This window comes from Acinetobacter sp. TR11 (assembly GCF_027105035.1).
Classification (GTDB): Bacteria; Pseudomonadota; Gammaproteobacteria; order Pseudomonadales; family Moraxellaceae; genus Acinetobacter.
Map to the genome: position 1 here is coordinate 954,988 of NZ_CP114256.1, position 17,217 is coordinate 972,204.

The following is a 17,217-nucleotide window of genomic DNA, read 5'->3' on the forward strand; positions in this document are numbered from 1 at the left end:
AAAACAAATAAAATCATGATGTGAGAATAAGTGATTTCTTTGTTTAATCACTTACTCGGATTCGTGCAGAGGCAGTTGCATTGGCTGTGGTATATGTGGCTGGTGCATCTGTAAAAGTACCATCGGCCAATGTGATAATTTGACGGCTATATTGTTTAGGTGCGGACATAGCTTCTGAATTTGAAGATGTATAATTTGCCGATTGAGCAATCACTTGAGTGTTTGCATTATTAGAACTCGAAGTTGAACTTAGACCTGATGAATAGAGATTTTGAAAACGACTCGTGACACGACGGACATAATCTTGTGTTTCACGAAATGGCGGTATTCCACCGTATTTATCAATATTGCCTTCACCAGCGTTATAAGCAGCAATAGCAAGTTGCGTATTGCCATTAAAACGTTTTAACAACCAACTTAGATATCTCGCACCACCAAAAATATTTTGTTGAGGGTCGTAAGCATTACTCACATTAAAACGACGTGCAGTTGCAGGCATCAGTTGCATTAATCCTTGAGCACCGACAGGGGATCGCGCATTAATATTAAAACCTGACTCAGTATGCATAACGGCTTTAATCAGACCTTCTGAAACGCCATGCTGTTGCGATGCTTGACGGATCATCTGATCAAAAGCATTTTTATTACGACTATAACTTGGTAGAACAGAGGCTTCACTTGCCCCCCAGTTACTATAGCTATGAATATTGCTATCAGGATAATAGGTCGCTTTAATCACTTTTAGGTGATTGTATTCAGCTTTCTTTTTATTGGTCAGTAAAGTTGTACCATTATCATCTTTAAATTGATAAATGGTTTGACCAGCATAACTAGATACTGTCGTATTTAAAAAACCGATTGTCCCCAAAAAAAGGACGAAAATATATTTTGTTTTGTCCATCATTATAATATTCACAAAAGATGAGCATGAGTTCTTCACAGCAGTGTAACAAAAAAAAGCATAAAAAAAACTTTAGCTACAATTTTTTTATTTCCACTGTCTTACAAAAAGCAAGTCGATTTGTGCGAATGTTCAGCAAAAAAAATTAAATTATTTTTTTTAAAATCTAAGTCTTGACATATTTAAAACATTGTTTTTATTGAATAAAAATCATTGGTTAAAAAATGATCAATTTGATTGTAAGCCTTGTTCTCACATAAAAATACTTTGTCAATAGTGAAGAAATCCACAATTTTATCCACAGCTTTTGTGGAAAACTGTGGAAAAGTTTGAAATGTAAGCAATCCAGACCGTTTTGACATAATTCGGTCAGAATTTTACCAGTATGAAACTTAAATATGACGATTGCACGAAATTGAAAAATTCTTTAGGTGCGCATCTTTTCGGAATCGGATAAAATCTCGCGGTATTTTTGTTTATGAGTAAATCACGTCTATGTACGCGCCAGTGGAGTCCAACCAAGGATTTAATTTTAAGCCTGAGCTTCCGACGAGTTCGGCATATTATCGCCTGTTGAAAAAGCTTCGTCGTCAAGTAGGGCATGCAATTCGTGATTACAACATGATCGAAGATGGCGACAAAGTCATGGTCTGTGTGTCTGGTGGTAAAGACAGTTACACGTTGCTTGATATTTTATTGCAGTTTAAACGTATCGCGCCGATTAACTTTGATGTTGTGGCTGTGAATCTTGATCAAAAACAACCAGGGTTCCCAGAAGATGTTTTACCACGTTATATGGAAGAAAATAACATTCCATATTACATTCTTGAAAAAGACACTTATACGATAACTAAACGCCTAACGCCTGAAGGTAAAACCTACTGTGCGGTATGTTCACGCCTACGCCGTGGTTCGTTATATGGCTTCGCACAAGAAATCGGTGCAACCAAAGTTGCATTAGGTCATCACCGCGATGACATTATGGCAACTTTCTTTTTAAATTTATTCCATGGCGGTAGCTTAAAAGCAATGCCACCAAAACTTCTTTCTTCAGATAAAAAGAATATCTTGATTCGTCCTTTGGCTTATGTCGAAGAAAAAGACATTATTAAATATGCTGATCTACGAAAGTTCCCAATCATTCCATGTAACTTATGTGGTTCACAAGAAAATTTACAACGTGCAATTATTAATGACATGCTACGTGAATGGGATAAACAACATCCAAAACGTTTACATAGCATCTTTGGCGCCTTACAGAATGTATCGCCTTCACAATTGGCTGACCGTGAATTGTTTGATTTCGAAGCCTTAGATGGGCAACGTGAATTTGATATGAAAGACCCTGAAGAGATGAAAAATCGTCTTGATGTAGTGAACTTGAGTTTTGCTGCTGAATAAAATGTAAAACTTTTTGAAAAGGCACTTATTTAAGTGTCTTTTTTTTTATAAAAAAGAGCGAAAAAGTGAATTCTTCGTACAAAAAGCCATAGCCTAAAATAAAAATTACGTGCTATAACAGGGCACAAGCAAATTGCTTCATTTAATGTTATCTGGATAGATGACACAAGAAATTGAACAAATATATTTGAGGAATAATCATGGCTGCATTTTTAACTGATGATTGGTTTGCAACTGTTGAAAAACTTACTGCTGAAGCGGGTGATTTAAATTTACCACCAACACTTGCGAATTTAGCGATTAATTTAGTTGTAACAGATGCAGATGGTAATACCGAATTGGCTTTAGATGCTGGTAAAATCCAAAAAGGTTTGTCTGCAAATGCTAAAACAACTTTAAACATGGATGCTGAAACATTACGTAAAGTATTCTTAGAGTTTGATATGGCTGCTGCGATGCAAGCGTTTATGACTGGTAAGATCAAAGTACAAGGCGATATGTCTCAACTTATGGCTTTACAAACAGCGAAGCCAAGCCAAGAACAAAAAGATTTATTCAAGAAAGTACTTGAGCAAACTGCTTAAGTACTTTTCTCATAAAAAAGCTTACCGAGAGGTAAGCTTTTTTATTTTCAACTTAGACATCAATACGACTGTTGGTCTTTAAATGTTCTAAGTAAGTTCGAATACGTGTTACATATTGAACTGCTTGTTTATATCGACCATTTCGCGCTTGGTTACGCTGTAAGTAATCATATAAATTTACCCATTGATTTGGGTTTTTCCCTTGGGTTTTGATTCGGTTTTGAATCTGATTGACTGCACCTGGTCCCATGTTATAGGCGACCAAAGCATACCAATTACGGTCTGGATAAGGGACATTCGAAAACTGATCTAGCATCAGATCAAAATATTTCGCACCACCTTGAATACTTTGTATTGGATCAGATCGGTTGCTCACACCCATTGCTTGAGCGGTACTATTGGTCAACATCATCAAACCACGTACGCCAGTGGGAGAGACTGAGGTGGGTTTCAGATAAGATTCTTGATAGCCAATAGCAGCGAGCAAATGCCAATCTAAATTATATTTAGAGGCACTTTGTTTAAAGCTTGCTTTATAAATTGGCAAACGCTGATTCAGGTCTTTTTGAATCGTAGACCATGCTTCAGGTTTAACCACATTGCGATTATAAAAGGAAGCAAGTTGTTGGGTTGTACCAAGCAGTTTGCTTTGACAAACAAATCCACTTGCAGTGAGCGTTAACGGATCATCAGCTTGCTTAAGTACCCAATTGAGCTGAGGATTTAATCCATTTTTACTTAAAGTAGCTTGATCACCACAACTTGCAGAAAAAGACACAAGTTGTTTACTTTCAATGGCCGCTAAATTTGCAGTTGTCATAGCAAGATTAGCTTTACCTTGAGCAATCCATTTTAATGCAGTTGCATTATCAGGAACCGTTTTAAAATCGAGTTTGACATTTAAACTCTGGGCATAATTTCGTGCTAAATCGTAGCCAAAACCATGCAAAAATTGCCCGTCTTTAAATACAGTTGTTGGGTTTTCAACAGCAACTACCGTTAATGTATTGGTTGTTACAACTGTATTATATTGATGTGATTTTTCTGCGTTCAAACTATTAAAGGGAAGGATTGCAATTCCTAATACCATCGTTTGAAAGGAAAGTTTAGAAGATAAAGAGTTAAGGCTAGGCCTCGACCCAGAACTTGAATTACTGTGCATGTTGTCTCCGCTACAGGTAATTTATGCCCAAAAAGTTCAGCAAAACAAAGCTTTAACTTTTAAAAGTTGATAAATTCAATAAGGGTGGGCAAGTCATGACGCCATTCAAAATGACATAGGATTAATGGGAGAAATGATGTTCGTGTTACACATCATTCACAAAGTGTACAAAAAACAAACAAAATCAACTTAGGGGCGCATATTAAGCGCCGAAAAAAGGATTGTCAAATTTTGATCAATAAAAAAATGAGAAATACCTCACAAATGCATGATTTGAAAAAGAATAAAATTTATACACTGTTGTCATGCTAAAATAAGGAATACAATGCAAAAACTTGTAAATAGAATGTTGTTTTAACGTATTTGAACCCATGAAATCGAACTTAATTACGCGAACTGGACATGATTTATTGGTTGCCGAGTTGAAAAGACTATGGCATGACGAACGACCAGAAATTACTAAAAAAGTAAATTGGGCTGCAAGTTTGGGGGATCGTTCAGAAAATGCAGATTATCAATACAATAAACAAATACTCAGAAAAATAGATCGTCGTGTCCGGTATTTAGGAAAACGTCTAGAAGAATTAAAAATTGTCGATTATATGCCTGAGCAAGAGGGCAAAGTTTATTTTGGGGCATGGGTTGAGATTGAAAATGATGACGGAGAACAAAAAAAATTACGGATTGTTGGGATAGATGAAATTTATGATCATCATCCCCAGCATATTTCGATTGATTCTCCAATGGCACGTGCATTATTGAGCAAAGAGGTGGATGATGAGGTGGAAGTCATTACTCCATTAGGAAAAAAAGTGTGGTATATCAACTCAATTTGCTATGAAAAATCTAAAAATGTTTAAATTTTTACTGTTTTGATTTTATTTTGAGCATTTGATTGATTATTTTGAATAAAAGATTTGCCAATTCTAATTTTTATTTATATGATAGCCGCCATTGGAAGCGTGGCAGAGCGGTTTAATGCACCGGTCTTGAAAACCGACGAGGGTGTGAGTCCTCCGTGAGTTCGAATCTCACCGCTTCCGCCAAATATCTAAATAAGCCCTTGTTTTTACAAGGGCTTATTTTTTATCTGTGGTTTTACCCCTCAACCTATACCTCATCAAACTTTGGATTTAATTACATTTGATATTCCCAAGTTTGAAATTCCGTTGGTTGACTAGAAACTTGATTTAGTAATTGTTTTCAACTTATAGCAAAGTTGTGGTAAATGATGGTTTTATATGCTCTGATTCATAGTAGTAATGATTCAAAGGATAGAGCATATGTTTAAAAAATCTTTTCCATTCCTTGAAATTGATATCAGTACGATTGTTGCTTTTAGCGAATGGTTCAAAGCGTTTATCATGCAGGTCATTGGCAATGGTGATAAGTTGAATTGAATCCTTTTCGTATCTATCGCGAAATTGACTTAAATCAATATTGAAGTTAATTTCTGCATTTGGTTTAGCTTAAACAAGAATATTGACCTAACATTGGTCTGTCATTGTTCTTTGAATACATAAAATTTTATCTAAACCAATGTGATGAATGTGGTAGACAAATTTTTGATGTAATCGTTTCGCTGCTTGCTGTAGTAGTTTTATGTCACAGCCTAGGACATTAATCTCACAGTAAATTTTAAAACTAATTCGTGAGACTAGTGCTGAATTGTACTGTCTGAATAGCCGACCAAGATGACGAGTGCTTTCTTGGCTTAGTAACCAGTGTCTTCTTTTTCTGCTCTAATTTAACCCCATTGCATCCTATATAAAACGTAGATGTCTTATTACTTAATATGATCATTACTGATCAGAGAACTTTCTTTAGTTTGATAAATTCAGTTTGATTTAAGCTAATTCAGTTAACTTAAAAATACGGTAAAGCCGTACAAGTATAGTTACACCTTTCGCCACATTTCCAGATGTGGCTTTTTTTTAATCTGCTTAACTTTAATTATCTAATACTGTAAATATTCTGTTCCGTTTACGATGGTTTGTTTAAGTCAAAAAATTTTGGGTGGTGTTCTAAAAAGTATGCTCATAAGAAAAGGAGGCAACGAGGAACAATTCAGCTATATTTAAATGTGTGAAAATCGAAATAGAACTTCATTGTCCTCGATGCCAGAGTACAAGTATAAAGAAGAATGGCATTAAACACGATGGTAAGCAAAACTATCGTTGTAAAGAATGTAATAGGCAGTTTGTGGGTGACCATAATTTGACGTATTTAGGCTGTCATTCAAAAGCGGTCAAATTGATTTTGCTTATGCTTGTGCGATGTTGTGGCATTCGGGATATTGCAAAGATTACGAGGTTTAGTATTGGCAAGATACTTAAAACGCTTACACAATCAAATCATGAAATAATTCCTCAAAGAACTCATTATAAATGCTTGGAAGTTGATGAATTTTGGACATTTGTAGGCAACAAGAAAGATAAGCATTGGCTACAGTACGTCTATGATAGAAGTAGCGGAGAAATAGTGGCTTTTGTATGGGGAGGAAGAGATGCTCATACAGCACAAAGGCTAAAAAACCGTTTAGAAGAACTGGGTATTACTTATGATTGTATATCGAGTGATCATTGGGAAAGTTTCATCAAAATTTTTAAGCCGGACCAAGAAGGGAAATATTATACAGTCGGGATAGAAGGAAACAACTGCCGATTAAGACACCGCATAAGGCGAGCAGTAAGAAGAACATGCTGTTTTTCGAAGAAGGTATTGAATCATGTAAAAGCTTTTAATCTTGGATTCTTTTACATTAACCACAGTTTTGTATAGTGATGTTAAAATGATCAGCATACATTTTGAAACACCACCAAATTTTGATCTCTGAGTAGCCTAAGCAAGTTTACATCCTAGAAAGACCGCTATCGTATAAAATGAATTATATAAAATTGTAGATCAATCACTTATGTTTTAAGGGAGATTAAATTTCTCCCTTGTTTAGATCATTTTCTTATAATACTTCATCTTAAAAAATCACAAATTTTTCATCTATAACATCTTAATATCATCCAAATATTTAAATTCTGATAACAGATGATTGATAGTCATCTATTGCATGAATTTTTGAGTTTAATTCTAAAAAGTAAGGATGATTTTGTGATTCAGACAGCTCAATATCTCGATGGTGATATATCTAGAATTATTGAAATGGCTTGGGAAGACAGAACCCCATTTGAAGCGATCTCACGTGAATATGGTTTGAATGAATCAGCTGTAATCCGACTTATGCGGCTTCATTTACAAACCAATAGCTTTAAGCTTTGGCGGAAGAGAGTAAGTGGACGTAAGACAAAACATTTGCAGTTACGTTCACCTGAAGTGTCTCGTGGTTATTGTACACGCCAATACAAGCATCATTGAATAAGATCAGTGACAAATTAGAAGTTTTCGTTCATAACTAATTCTACAGTATAGATTTTATTTATATAGATCAATTGCATATCACTAAGGTAAAGTAATGTCTAATTTATCAATTGCTTATATTTTTCAACAACAGCAGCTTTTAGTGGATCAAGATTTCCAACTTCCTCAAGTCGAAAGATTGCATAACGATCTGGCGTTATCAAGTGATCATAAAGTGATTGCTCGAGATTTATCTGAAAATGAAACTATTCCTGAAGGATTCGATTTTGTACCGATTCGTCAATTAGTCCAGTTTTGGAATAAGACGCAATTTGAGCAAGCAAGTCGAGCTATACAATTACTTGAATGGCGACGTAATCATCAGTTTTGTGGTCGATGTGGAACTAAAACCACCCAGAGCATTGAGCAGTTTGCGATGGTTTGTTCAAGTTGTGGCTATACACAATATCCAAAAGTGAATCCATGTGTCATTACGATTATTACACGTGGGGATAATGAAATTCTACTCGCAAAAAATGCACGAAATAAAACGCAAATGTATAGTTTGATCGCTGGTTTTGTTGAGGTAGGGGAAACATTAGAAGATGCCGTTCGACGTGAGACATTTGAGGAAGTAGGCCTACATATTAAAAATATAAAATATTTGGCAAGTCAGCCTTGGCCATTTCCAAGTAATTTGATGGTTGCATTTAAAGCAGATTATCAAGCGGGCGAAATTGAATTACAGCAAGATGAGCTTAGTGATGCTCAATTTTTTAAATTTGATCAACTTCCAGAAATCCCATTTAAAGGCAGCATCGCCTATGCCATGATCATGCATATCATTCATGGTACAGCAGTCGCCGATGATACGAGTGATGTGTGTTGACAAAAACGGAGAGTTTAACTTGGTAAACTAAACATACTCATCAGGAGTTTACCATGAGCAAAAAACAAAAGATTTATACGACAGAATTTAAAGCTGAAGCAATAAAAGCCATTGAGGAAAATAAAGGTAATGTTTCCGAAACAGCGCGACAACTCGGTATTTCCATGCAAACCTTATCAAATCGGTACAAGAAAGCAAAGTTTGGGACATTAGCAGGAACACAAGAATATTTGCCCGATCTTGTTGCTCTACTCGAAGAAAATAAGAAACTCAAACAACAACTCAAAACTGCGGAAATGGAAAAAGAATTTCGGTGGTTTTTCAAAAACTATGCTGAAAAAAACAAGCTGAACTTTGATAAAATAAGGAAATGCAAATCACCCTACAAATCAAATGTCCAGCCTGCCTGAGTAACCGTATAAAGAAAAATGGCAAAAAGTGGATGGCAAAAATTACCAATGTAAAGATTGCAAACGTCAATTTATTGGTGACCACGCACTGAGCTATCAAGGTTGTCATTCAGGTATCACGACAAAGATACTCCACTTAATGGTAAGAGGTAGTGGTGTAAGAGATATTGAAGAGGTTGAACGTATCAGCATTGGCAAAGTATTGCGTACTTTAAGTCAATCAGAATATCAGCTTCATGCTCAACAAAGTTATTACGAATGTCTTGAAGTAGATGAGTTTTGGACGTTTGTGGGTAATAAGCAAAATAAACAATGGCTGATTTATGCTTACCATCGCGAATCTGGAGAAATTGTTGCTTATGTTTGGGGTAAGCGGGATTTAGCAACGGTTCAACGTCTTAAAGCTAGACTTAAAAAGCTTGGGGTTCAATATACTCGAATTGCGAGTGATCACAGGGATAGTTTTATCACAGCATTTCAATGTTGCAAGCAAGTGATGGGTAAGTTTTTTACCGTCGGTATTGAAGGTAACAATTGTAGAATTCGTCATCGAATCAGGCGTGGATTTAGGAGAAGTTGCAACTTTTCTAAAAAGCTCGAAAATCATTTTAAAGCCTTTGATTCGACTTTCTTTTACATTAATAACGTATTTGTTTAACGCCAGCATACTTTTTGAAACACCACTGGCTTTTTAAAGTTGGCTGCATAGAATCTCCCAAGTCGAAGAGTCCTGTTTTTTCAGCACACATCAATACCAATTGTTACGATTGTTTCGGTCAGGATGGATATAATTTAAACAGAGTATTTATTTTCTAAATAACCAATCACCTTTTATATACTGAGATATATGCAGATTTAGGTGTCTATTGGTGTAAATTATGCACTTCGTTTAAGGTGATTTTAATTCCATCTTGAGCAAAGAAAATTTGATATTTGATAGATCATCGAAAGAGTAAGGTATGCCCGCAAATCCTAGTAAAATCCAGAAACCTTTATATATTCCCTATGCTGGGAACGCTCTTTTAGAACTTCCACTCTTGAATAAAGGTTCAGCTTTTTCGACTGAAGAGCGTGAGCAGTTTAACTTACATGGACTGATACCTAACAATATCGAAAACATCGAAGAACAAACGCAACGCTCTTATCAGCAGTACTTGTCATTTGACAATAACTTGAATAAGCATATTTATTTAAGAAATATTCAAGACACAAATGAAACACTTTTTTATAATTTATTGAGTCAGCATTTAGATGAAATGCTACCGATTATTTATACCCCAACAGTAGGGGAAGCATGTCAGCGTTTCTCGGATATTTATCGCCGCCATCGCGGAATTTTTATCTCCTATGGCGAACGTCAATACATCGATCAAATTATTCATAATGTGAATAAGAAAAATGTCAAAGTGATTGTCATTACCGATGGTGAGCGCATCCTTGGTTTAGGTGATCAGGGTATTGGTGGTATGGGAATTCCAATTGGAAAATTATCTCTATATACCGCATGTGGAGGTATTAGTCCTGCTTATACGTTACCGATTACGATAGATGTTGGTACAAATAATCAAGAATTACTCAACGATCCAATTTACATGGGATTGAAGCAACCTCGAATCAGAGGGGAGCAATATTACCAATTTGTCGAACAGATTATTTCTGCTGTGCGTGAACGTTGGCCGAATGTGTTGATACAGTTTGAAGATTTTGCCCAAATTAATGCAATGCCATTATTGACTCAATATCGAGATAAAATTTGCTGCTTTAATGATGACATTCAAGGAACTGCAGCAGTTACAGTTGCCAGTCTAATTGCTGCATCTAGAGCACTTGGTAAACAACTTAAAGATCAAACCATTACTTTTGTTGGTGCTGGTTCAGCAGGATGTGGTATTGCTGAGCATATCGTTCGGCAAATGATGGATGAAGGGTTGAGCGATCATGAAGCCCGTTCACGTATTTTCATGGTTGATCGCTTCGGTTTAATGACTGATCAACAGCCCAATTTACTCGACTTTCAACAAAAACTCGCAACACCTGTGAATGCAATTTCAGAATGGGAATATGCAGGACAAGAGATTGCGCTACTTGATGTCGTAAAAAATGCTAAACCAAGTATTCTGATTGGTGTATCAGGGCAAGCAGGTTTATTTAGTGAAGAAGTGATTAAAACTTTGGCTAAATATTATAAGCATCCGATTGTTTTGCCATTATCTAACCCGACTTCTCAAGTAGAAGCTCAGCCAAAAGATATTATTGAATGGACGCAAGGTGCTGCAATCGTTGCGACAGGTAGTCCTTTTGCACCAGTATATTTCCAAGGTAAAACTTATACGATTGCTCAGTGTAATAATTCTTATATTTTCCCAGGAATAGGCTTGGGTGTGATTGCGTGTGGTGCAAATCATATTAGTGATGCAATGTTGATGGCTGCAAGCACAGCATTGGCAGATTGCTCACCGCGTTTAAAAAATCCAGCTGCAGATCTATTGCCAAATATTAATGACATTCATCAAGTCTCCAAATTCATTGCTTTTAAAGTTGCAAAAGCTGCTATGGCAGATGGATTAGCAGTACCCATGAGCAATGATGTGCTGAAAAATGTGATTGAAGATAATTTTTGGACACCTGAATATCGAAATTATCGCCGAGTTACTTTTTAATTGAGCAAGGTTTAGTCCGATTGCTGAAACGTAAATGTAATTCTGTAATCTAGAACAAAACAAAGCAAAACCTGACTGATCTTGAATGATCTTTCAGGTTTTTAGCTTATTATTTCTTTCATAAAACTATCTGTTATATTTTTTTTATAAAATCTGTATCTACCTTTATCATCTGTATTCATTCAAAGTATAACGAGGTTGATATGAATGGGCTAAATATGAGTTTTTTAAAAAAGAAAAATAATGCGAGTTTTGTGTTTTTTATTATCACACTCTATGCTTTTATCGGTTTTGGTTTAGGCTATATTATTTGGGAATATTTTCTTTAAAATCAGCTTCAAGCCTGATTTATAGGACTGTTCAGCTATTGATTTAATACAGCAAATTTAAGCTTGCGAATCTGTTTCGCTACAATGATCAACATCTACTGGATGCTGCTTGAGTTATATTCATCCAGCCATTCAAAATAATGAATAATATTCATAGCTCTTCATTAGAATAAATCATTTTATTCATAGATTTTTGTTCTGTACTCTAAAAATAAGCCGTATTTTAAAAATTAAATAAATGATGATTTGGGACGATGATCATCACATGTTCATCTTTTGAAATAATAAAGAGTGTCTGAATGAAAAAACTCGATTTTGCAATTATAGATCCGCATATCCATCAATGGGATCCATACCATACTCCACATTCTGCTGCCTTGTTGGTTAAAGCTTTGGGGAATTATCCCCGTGTGATGGATAAAGTTGTGCGATTCGTTAAACCGAAACCACTTTTAGACACGCTAGGATTAACTGAATATGCGTTGAGTCCTTATCTCCCTCAAAATTATCATGAAGATATGCGACATCATGCGATTGAAAGCGTAGTACATGTCGAAGCAAATTGGCATCATCATAAAGGCTTTGGTGTTGTTGAAGAAACCAAATGGATTCAACAATTAAATTTTAAAGACCAAAATTTAAAGCTAGGTGCAATTATTGCCACTGCTGACCCGCGAGATCGAAAATTTAAACAGATTTTAAAAGCGCATCAAGATGCCAGCCCTCTATTTAAAGGTATTCGTAAAATGGCTTCTTGGCATGAGGATTCTGGTATTTATCGTTGGTGTGATCAAGCACATTTATATCAGTCTAAAAAATTCCTTAAAGGCTTTGAACAACTTGCCAAAATGGATTTATCTTTTGATGCGTGGACTTATTCAACACAAATTTCAGAAATTACAAAATTAGCGAAACAATTTTCTCAAACACCTATAGTCGTTGATCATTTGGCAACACCCGCAGGGCTTTTTGGTGCTATTGGCAAAAAAACTGGTCAAACACCTTCACAACGTGCCGCAATTTTCCAGCAATGGCAGCATGATTTGGCAGTTTTGGCTGAGCAAAAAAATGTTTATGCCAAGATTTCTGGACTGATGATGCCCGTGTTGGGACACCGATTTTATCAACAATACCGTACTGCAACCGTCTATGAAATGGTGAATTTATTAACACCATTGATTCAGCATGCAATACAGGTATTTGGTCCAGATCGAATCATTTTTGCTTCAAATTTTCCTATGGATAAAGCAAATGCAACGCTAAGTGATTTGATCCAAGCTTATATTGAAATGATTACACCTTATGGTGATCAAGCGATGTATTCCATTTTTAGACAAAACGCTGCCAATTTTTATCAATTAAATTAGAGTCATCATATGAAAAGTTTTAATCAAAAGGTTGCTGCAATTACGGGTGCAGGTTCTGGAATCGGTCAACAACTTGCAATTTTATTAGCACAGCAAGGCGCTGATTTAGCTTTGAGTGATGTGAATGATCAAGGTTTAGCTGAAACATTATCTTTAGTAAAACAGTATCCTGTGAAAGTCACTTTAACCAAACTAGATGTTTCTCATCAGCAAGCTGTACGTGAATGGGCGGAGAATAGTTTCAAAGATCATGGCAAAATCAATTTGATTTTTAACAATGCTGGCGTTGCATTAGCAAGTACCGTAGAAGGGATGAGCTATGAAGAAATGGAATGGATTTTTAATATTAATTTTTGGGGTGTTGTCTACGGCACAAAAGAGTTTTTGCCTTATTTAAAGCAAAGTGGTGAAGGGCATATTATTAATATTTCTAGTTTATTTGGACTCACTGCGCAACCTTCTCAAAGTGCTTATAACGCAACAAAGTTTGCAGTGCGTGGTTTTACCGAATCATTACGCCAAGAATTAAATATGCAAAATAATGGTGTCAGTGCGACTTGTGTGCATCCAGGTGGTATACGAACCAATATTGCTAATAGTGCTCGTATGAGTGACAGTATCCGTTCTTTGGGTATGAATCCGGCAAAGGCTAGTCGATCATTTAATAAAGTCCTGAAAACCCCACCAGAAGAAGCTGCAAAAATCATTTTAGAGGCGGTCAAACATGACAAAGCTCGGGTATTGATTGGGAATGATGCCAAGATTTTAGATTTGATTCAGCGGATTACACCAACTCATTATTCTCAAGCATTAGATTTTTTAACCAAAAAAACTTTGAAAAAAAGTTAAAATATTCTTCAATTTAAGGATGCTCATTTAATTTGTGTGAGCATCCTAGTTAATTCATTTTAATGTGAATCATCATCTATCATTATGTTTTATATGTAGACAGTAAAATGCTGGTTTCACTATTATAAATACCTGAAATATTTCGAATTCGTTCGAGTGCCTTGTCAAAATTTTCTAAACTGTCGGACTGTAATTCAACCAAAATATCCCATTTCCCGTTTGTAGTATGTAGGCGTTCAACGGCTGATTCTAGGCGTAATTCACGAATAACCGCTTGCGCTTTGGTTCCTTCCACCATGATATTCATCCAAGCACGGATAATATTTTTTTCCACATTTGGGCGGAAGCGTACAGTATATCCCGTGATGATGCCCGTCGATTCCATATATTCAATTCGCTTTTGTACCGTTGCTCTTGATACACGTGTTTTTGCAGCCAGATCTGTAATTGAGATCCGAGCATTATCTTTGAGTAAACCTAAGAGAATATGATCAATATTGTTCATTTTGATACTTGCTATTAGCAAATTGATAAAAATTAATTCATTTTAATCATTATAAAGAATTTTGTGAATCAATTTGATTCTTAATAATAATCAATATACGAAGCCCCAAACATTTTTTTCGAATGAATCAAGAGATCTATGTTGACACGGAACGATGGGGTGAGCGGAAACCTTTGCAGTAAGGGAATCTGTAGATAACAGGGACAATTGATTAATTAAGGAAAAGATGATGTCTTTATCATATGCGGCTCAAAATGGTAGTGCTTGGCAAACCTTTCTCACTCAAGTAGATCGTGTAGCACCTTATTTGGATGCCGACCTCAGCAACTTTATCAACACACTGAAAACACCAAAACGTACGCTAATTGTTGATGTGCCAATCGTGATGGATGACGGCACAATTCGTCATTTTGAAGGCTATCGTGTACAGCACAATCTCTCTCGTGGTCCTGGTAAAGGTGGTATTCGTTATCACCAAGATGTTGAATTGAATGAGGTCATGGCGTTATCAGCATGGATGACCATTAAAACTGCGGTGCTTAATCTCCCATTTGGTGGCGCAAAAGGTGGTATTCGTGTTAACCCTAAAGAACTTTCAACACGTGAATTAGAGCGTTTAACTCGTCGTTTTACTAGTGAAATTAGCCCAATTATCGGCCCACAAATTGATATTCCTGCACCTGATGTTGGTACTAATGCCAATATCATGGGTTGGATGATGGATACTTATTCAAGTATTAAAGGTCATACGGTTACTGGTGTTGTAACTGGAAAACCTGTGCATTTAGGTGGTTCACTCGGCCGTGTTCGTGCAACAGGTCGTGGCGTATTTGTTACAGGTATGCAAGTTGCAGAGCGTATCAAATTACCTATCGAAGGTAGCAAAGTTGCGGTTCAAGGTTTTGGTAACGTAGGTAATGAAGCTGCTTATTTGTTTAATCAGGCAGGTGCAAAAATTGTTGCTGTGCAAGATCACACAGGCACAATTTTTAATTCTGAAGGTTTTAACGTAAAAGCATTACAAAAGCATGTTGCTGAACAGGGTGGCGTGAAAGGTTTTGCTGAAGCTACTGTGATCTCGGATGAAGAATTCTGGGATGTCGATATGGATATTCTGATTCCAGCAGCATTGGAAGGTCAGATTACGGTTGAACGTGCACAAAAACTCAAAGCGAAAATTGTGCTTGAAGGTGCAAACGGACCAACTTATCCAGAAGCAGATGATGTATTCGTTAGCCGTAACATTACTGTAGTTCCTGACGTAATTTGTAACGCAGGTGGTGTAACCGTCAGTTATTTTGAATGGGTTCAAGATATGGCGAGTTATTTCTGGAGCGAAGATGAAATTAATGAGCGTCTTGATAAATTAATGATTCAAGCCATGAGTGATGTGTGGAATACCGCAGCGCAGAAAGAATGTAGCTTACGTACTGCAGCTTATATTTTAGCGTGTGAACGTATCCTTAAAGCGCGTAAAGAACGCGGTATTTTCCCTGGTTAAAACCATTCATACAGTTAAAGCAAAGGGCTTGTTGAGTGTTCAACAAGCCTGAATATCCAAACAGGAAGTGAGTAAGTAAAATGAGCGATGTCGCAATTACACGTAGCAATTTTAATGATTGGATGGTGCCTGTTTTTGCTCCAGCAAATTTCATTTTGGTTCGTGGCGAAGGTTCTCGTATTTGGGATCAAAACGATAAAGAATATATTGATTTTGCAGGTGGTATTGCGGTTAATGCTTTAGGTCATGCACATCCAGTTGCGGTGAATGCTTTAACAGAACAAGCTCAAAAACTTTGGCATATTGGTAATGGTTATACTAATGAGCCAGTATTACGCCTTGCAAAACAATTGGTTGAAAGTACATTCGCTGACAAAGTGTTTTTCTGTAACTCTGGTGCAGAAGCGAACGAAGCAGCATTAAAACTGGCACGTAAAGTCGGTTTAGTCAGTGGTAATCCAAATAAAAATCATATTGTTGCATTTAAAAATGCATTCCACGGTCGAACTTTGTTTACCGTAACAGCAGGTGGACAACCTAAATATTCTCAAGATTTTGCACCTTTACCGGGTGGAATCGAGCATACGGCATTTAATGATTTAGATGCTGCTAAAGCTATTATTACTGAAAATACCTGTGCGGTGATCGTAGAACCGATCCAAGGTGAAGGTGGTGTGTTACCAGCCGACATCGAATTTTTGAAAGGCTTACGTGAATTGTGCGATGAGAAAGGCGCTGTGCTGATTTTTGATGAAGTACAAACAGGCGTTGGTCGTACAGGCTCATTGTATGCCTATATGAATACTGGCGTAACTCCAGATATTTTAACGACGGCAAAAGCCTTAGGTGGTGGTTTCCCAATTGGTGCAATGATTACTACAGATCATTATGCCAACATGTATGCGGTGGGTGATCACGGTACGACTTATGGTGGTAATCCATTGGCTTGTGCAGTGGCTGGTGCGGTGTTTGAATTTATCAATACACCAGAAGTTTTAGACGGCGTTAAAGAACGTCATCAATATTTCATCGATGCTTTGAATAAAATCAATGCTGAATATGGTTTATTCAAAGAAATTCGCGGTCAAGGTCTATTAATTGGTTGCGTACTGAAAGATGAATATGCAGGCAAAGCAAAAAATATCGTGACCTTAGCGGGTGAAGAAGGCTTGTTGGCGTTGGTTGCAGGTACTGATGTCGTACGCTTTACTCCTTCACTCATTATTCCAATGGAAGATATTGACGAAGGTTTAAATCGTTTTGCTCGTGCCTTAGCACGCCTCTAAATCTTGTTGTGAGCATCTAACC

At 36.5% G+C, this 17,217-nt stretch carries 16 protein-coding genes, 1 tRNA gene and 1 pseudogene; 15 read left to right on the plus strand and 3 right to left on the minus strand.

Features of this window, described 5'->3' with window-relative positions:
- Positions 1 to 43: 43 nt before the first annotated feature.
- Positions 44 to 904, minus strand: a complete 861-nt coding sequence (locus O1450_RS04605) for a lytic transglycosylase domain-containing protein (RefSeq protein WP_269229867.1) — start codon at positions 902 to 904, stop codon at positions 44 to 46.
- A gap of 492 nt (positions 905 to 1,396) precedes the next feature.
- Between O1450_RS04605 and ttcA the strand changes: the two genes are divergently transcribed.
- Complete coding sequence (gene ttcA / locus O1450_RS04610; RefSeq protein WP_004660841.1) at positions 1,397 to 2,302, plus strand: tRNA 2-thiocytidine(32) synthetase TtcA; 906 nt, start codon at positions 1,397 to 1,399, stop codon at positions 2,300 to 2,302.
- Between the two features lie 200 nt (positions 2,303 to 2,502).
- Complete coding sequence (locus O1450_RS04615; RefSeq protein WP_269229868.1) at positions 2,503 to 2,886, plus strand: SCP2 sterol-binding domain-containing protein; 384 nt, start codon at positions 2,503 to 2,505, stop codon at positions 2,884 to 2,886.
- A gap of 52 nt (positions 2,887 to 2,938) precedes the next feature.
- On the opposite strand, the gene O1450_RS04620 is transcribed toward O1450_RS04615, so the two are convergent.
- Positions 2,939 to 4,048: a transglycosylase SLT domain-containing protein gene (locus O1450_RS04620; RefSeq protein WP_269229869.1), complete on the minus strand. Its 1,110-nt coding sequence runs from the start codon at positions 4,046 to 4,048 to the stop codon at positions 2,939 to 2,941.
- Between the two features lie 371 nt (positions 4,049 to 4,419).
- On the opposite strand from O1450_RS04620, the gene greB reads away from it, so the two are divergent.
- The 11 genes and pseudogenes from greB to O1450_RS04675 all read left to right on the plus strand — a co-directional run bounded on the left by greB (position 4,420) and on the right by O1450_RS04675 (position 13,903).
- Positions 4,420 to 4,908: a transcription elongation factor GreB gene (gene greB / locus O1450_RS04625; protein ID WP_269229870.1), complete on the plus strand. Its 489-nt coding sequence runs from the start codon at positions 4,420 to 4,422 to the stop codon at positions 4,906 to 4,908.
- A gap of 96 nt (positions 4,909 to 5,004) precedes the next feature.
- Positions 5,005 to 5,094: transfer RNA gene (locus tag O1450_RS04630), tRNA-Ser, on the plus strand.
- Between the two features lie 1,039 nt (positions 5,095 to 6,133).
- Positions 6,134 to 6,829: an IS1 family transposase gene (locus tag O1450_RS04635; protein WP_269228460.1), complete on the plus strand. Its 696-nt coding sequence runs from the start codon at positions 6,134 to 6,136 to the stop codon at positions 6,827 to 6,829.
- A gap of 375 nt (positions 6,830 to 7,204) precedes the next feature.
- On the plus strand, positions 7,205 to 7,417 hold the full coding sequence (locus O1450_RS04640; protein WP_269230416.1) for a TIGR03643 family protein: 213 nt from the start codon (positions 7,205 to 7,207) through the stop codon (positions 7,415 to 7,417).
- A gap of 97 nt (positions 7,418 to 7,514) precedes the next feature.
- Positions 7,515 to 8,288, plus strand: coding sequence for an NAD(+) diphosphatase (nudC, locus tag O1450_RS04645; protein ID WP_269229871.1), 774 nt, complete (start codon positions 7,515 to 7,517; stop codon positions 8,286 to 8,288).
- A 53-nt stretch (positions 8,289 to 8,341) separates the two neighbouring features.
- Positions 8,342 to 8,599, plus strand: a pseudogene (locus tag O1450_RS04650) (transposase); the annotation flags it as partial.
- Positions 8,600 to 8,658: 59 nt separating this feature from the next.
- A protein-coding gene (locus O1450_RS04655) for an IS1 family transposase (RefSeq protein ID WP_442865395.1) occupies positions 8,659 to 9,356 on the plus strand; the annotation gives its coding sequence in 2 pieces (ribosomal slippage) (positions 8,659 to 8,722 and positions 8,722 to 9,356; 699 coding nt in all).
- 301 nt (positions 9,357 to 9,657) lie between these two features.
- Positions 9,658 to 11,358, plus strand: coding sequence for an NAD-dependent malic enzyme (locus O1450_RS04660; RefSeq protein ID WP_269229872.1), 1,701 nt, complete (start codon positions 9,658 to 9,660; stop codon positions 11,356 to 11,358).
- A gap of 218 nt (positions 11,359 to 11,576) precedes the next feature.
- Positions 11,577 to 11,687 carry a hypothetical protein gene (locus O1450_RS04665; protein ID WP_087543379.1) on the plus strand — a complete coding sequence of 37 codons (111 nt, stop codon included), beginning with the start codon at positions 11,577 to 11,579 and terminating at the stop codon, positions 11,685 to 11,687.
- Between the two features lie 299 nt (positions 11,688 to 11,986).
- Positions 11,987 to 13,054, plus strand: coding sequence for an amidohydrolase family protein (locus O1450_RS04670; protein ID WP_269229873.1), 1,068 nt, complete (start codon positions 11,987 to 11,989; stop codon positions 13,052 to 13,054).
- Positions 13,055 to 13,063: 9 nt separating this feature from the next.
- Complete coding sequence (locus O1450_RS04675; RefSeq protein WP_269229874.1) at positions 13,064 to 13,903, plus strand: SDR family NAD(P)-dependent oxidoreductase; 840 nt, start codon at positions 13,064 to 13,066, stop codon at positions 13,901 to 13,903.
- Positions 13,904 to 13,985: 82 nt separating this feature from the next.
- Here the strand turns inward: O1450_RS04675 and O1450_RS04680 are convergent, their stop codons facing one another.
- Complete coding sequence (locus O1450_RS04680) at positions 13,986 to 14,408, minus strand: Lrp/AsnC family transcriptional regulator (protein ID WP_269229875.1); 423 nt, start codon at positions 14,406 to 14,408, stop codon at positions 13,986 to 13,988.
- A 226-nt stretch (positions 14,409 to 14,634) separates the two neighbouring features.
- Between O1450_RS04680 and O1450_RS04685 the strand changes: the two genes are divergently transcribed.
- Together O1450_RS04685 and O1450_RS04690 are read left to right on the plus strand one after the other, a co-directional pair.
- Positions 14,635 to 15,909, plus strand: coding sequence for a Glu/Leu/Phe/Val family dehydrogenase (locus O1450_RS04685; RefSeq protein WP_269229876.1), 1,275 nt, complete (start codon positions 14,635 to 14,637; stop codon positions 15,907 to 15,909).
- A gap of 80 nt (positions 15,910 to 15,989) precedes the next feature.
- Entirely contained in the window at positions 15,990 to 17,195 is a 1,206-nt protein-coding gene (locus tag O1450_RS04690) for an aspartate aminotransferase family protein (protein ID WP_269229877.1), read from the plus strand.
- Positions 17,196 to 17,217 lie beyond the last annotated feature (22 nt).

What these genes read in the sequence shown, in the direction of transcription:
- O1450_RS04605 (WP_269229867.1), bottom strand. Translation starts at nt 904, where the DNA reads ATGATGGACAAAACAAAATATATTTTCGTCCTTTTTTTGGGGACAATC.
- ttcA (WP_004660841.1), top strand. Translation starts at nt 1,397, where the DNA reads ATGTACGCGCCAGTGGAGTCCAACCAAGGATTTAATTTTAAGCCTGAG.
- O1450_RS04615 (WP_269229868.1), top strand. Translation starts at nt 2,503, where the DNA reads ATGGCTGCATTTTTAACTGATGATTGGTTTGCAACTGTTGAAAAACTT.
- O1450_RS04620 (WP_269229869.1), bottom strand. Translation starts at nt 4,048, where the DNA reads ATGCACAGTAATTCAAGTTCTGGGTCGAGGCCTAGCCTTAACTCTTTA.
- greB (WP_269229870.1), top strand. Translation starts at nt 4,420, where the DNA reads ATGAAATCGAACTTAATTACGCGAACTGGACATGATTTATTGGTTGCC.
- O1450_RS04640 (WP_269230416.1), top strand. Translation starts at nt 7,205, where the DNA reads ATGGCTTGGGAAGACAGAACCCCATTTGAAGCGATCTCACGTGAATAT.
- nudC (WP_269229871.1), top strand. Translation starts at nt 7,515, where the DNA reads ATGTCTAATTTATCAATTGCTTATATTTTTCAACAACAGCAGCTTTTA.
- O1450_RS04660 (WP_269229872.1), top strand. Translation starts at nt 9,658, where the DNA reads ATGCCCGCAAATCCTAGTAAAATCCAGAAACCTTTATATATTCCCTAT.
- O1450_RS04665 (WP_087543379.1), top strand. Translation starts at nt 11,577, where the DNA reads ATGAGTTTTTTAAAAAAGAAAAATAATGCGAGTTTTGTGTTTTTTATT.
- O1450_RS04670 (WP_269229873.1), top strand. Translation starts at nt 11,987, where the DNA reads ATGAAAAAACTCGATTTTGCAATTATAGATCCGCATATCCATCAATGG.
- O1450_RS04675 (WP_269229874.1), top strand. Translation starts at nt 13,064, where the DNA reads ATGAAAAGTTTTAATCAAAAGGTTGCTGCAATTACGGGTGCAGGTTCT.
- O1450_RS04680 (WP_269229875.1), bottom strand. Translation starts at nt 14,408, where the DNA reads ATGAACAATATTGATCATATTCTCTTAGGTTTACTCAAAGATAATGCT.
- O1450_RS04685 (WP_269229876.1), top strand. Translation starts at nt 14,635, where the DNA reads ATGATGTCTTTATCATATGCGGCTCAAAATGGTAGTGCTTGGCAAACC.
- O1450_RS04690 (WP_269229877.1), top strand. Translation starts at nt 15,990, where the DNA reads ATGAGCGATGTCGCAATTACACGTAGCAATTTTAATGATTGGATGGTG.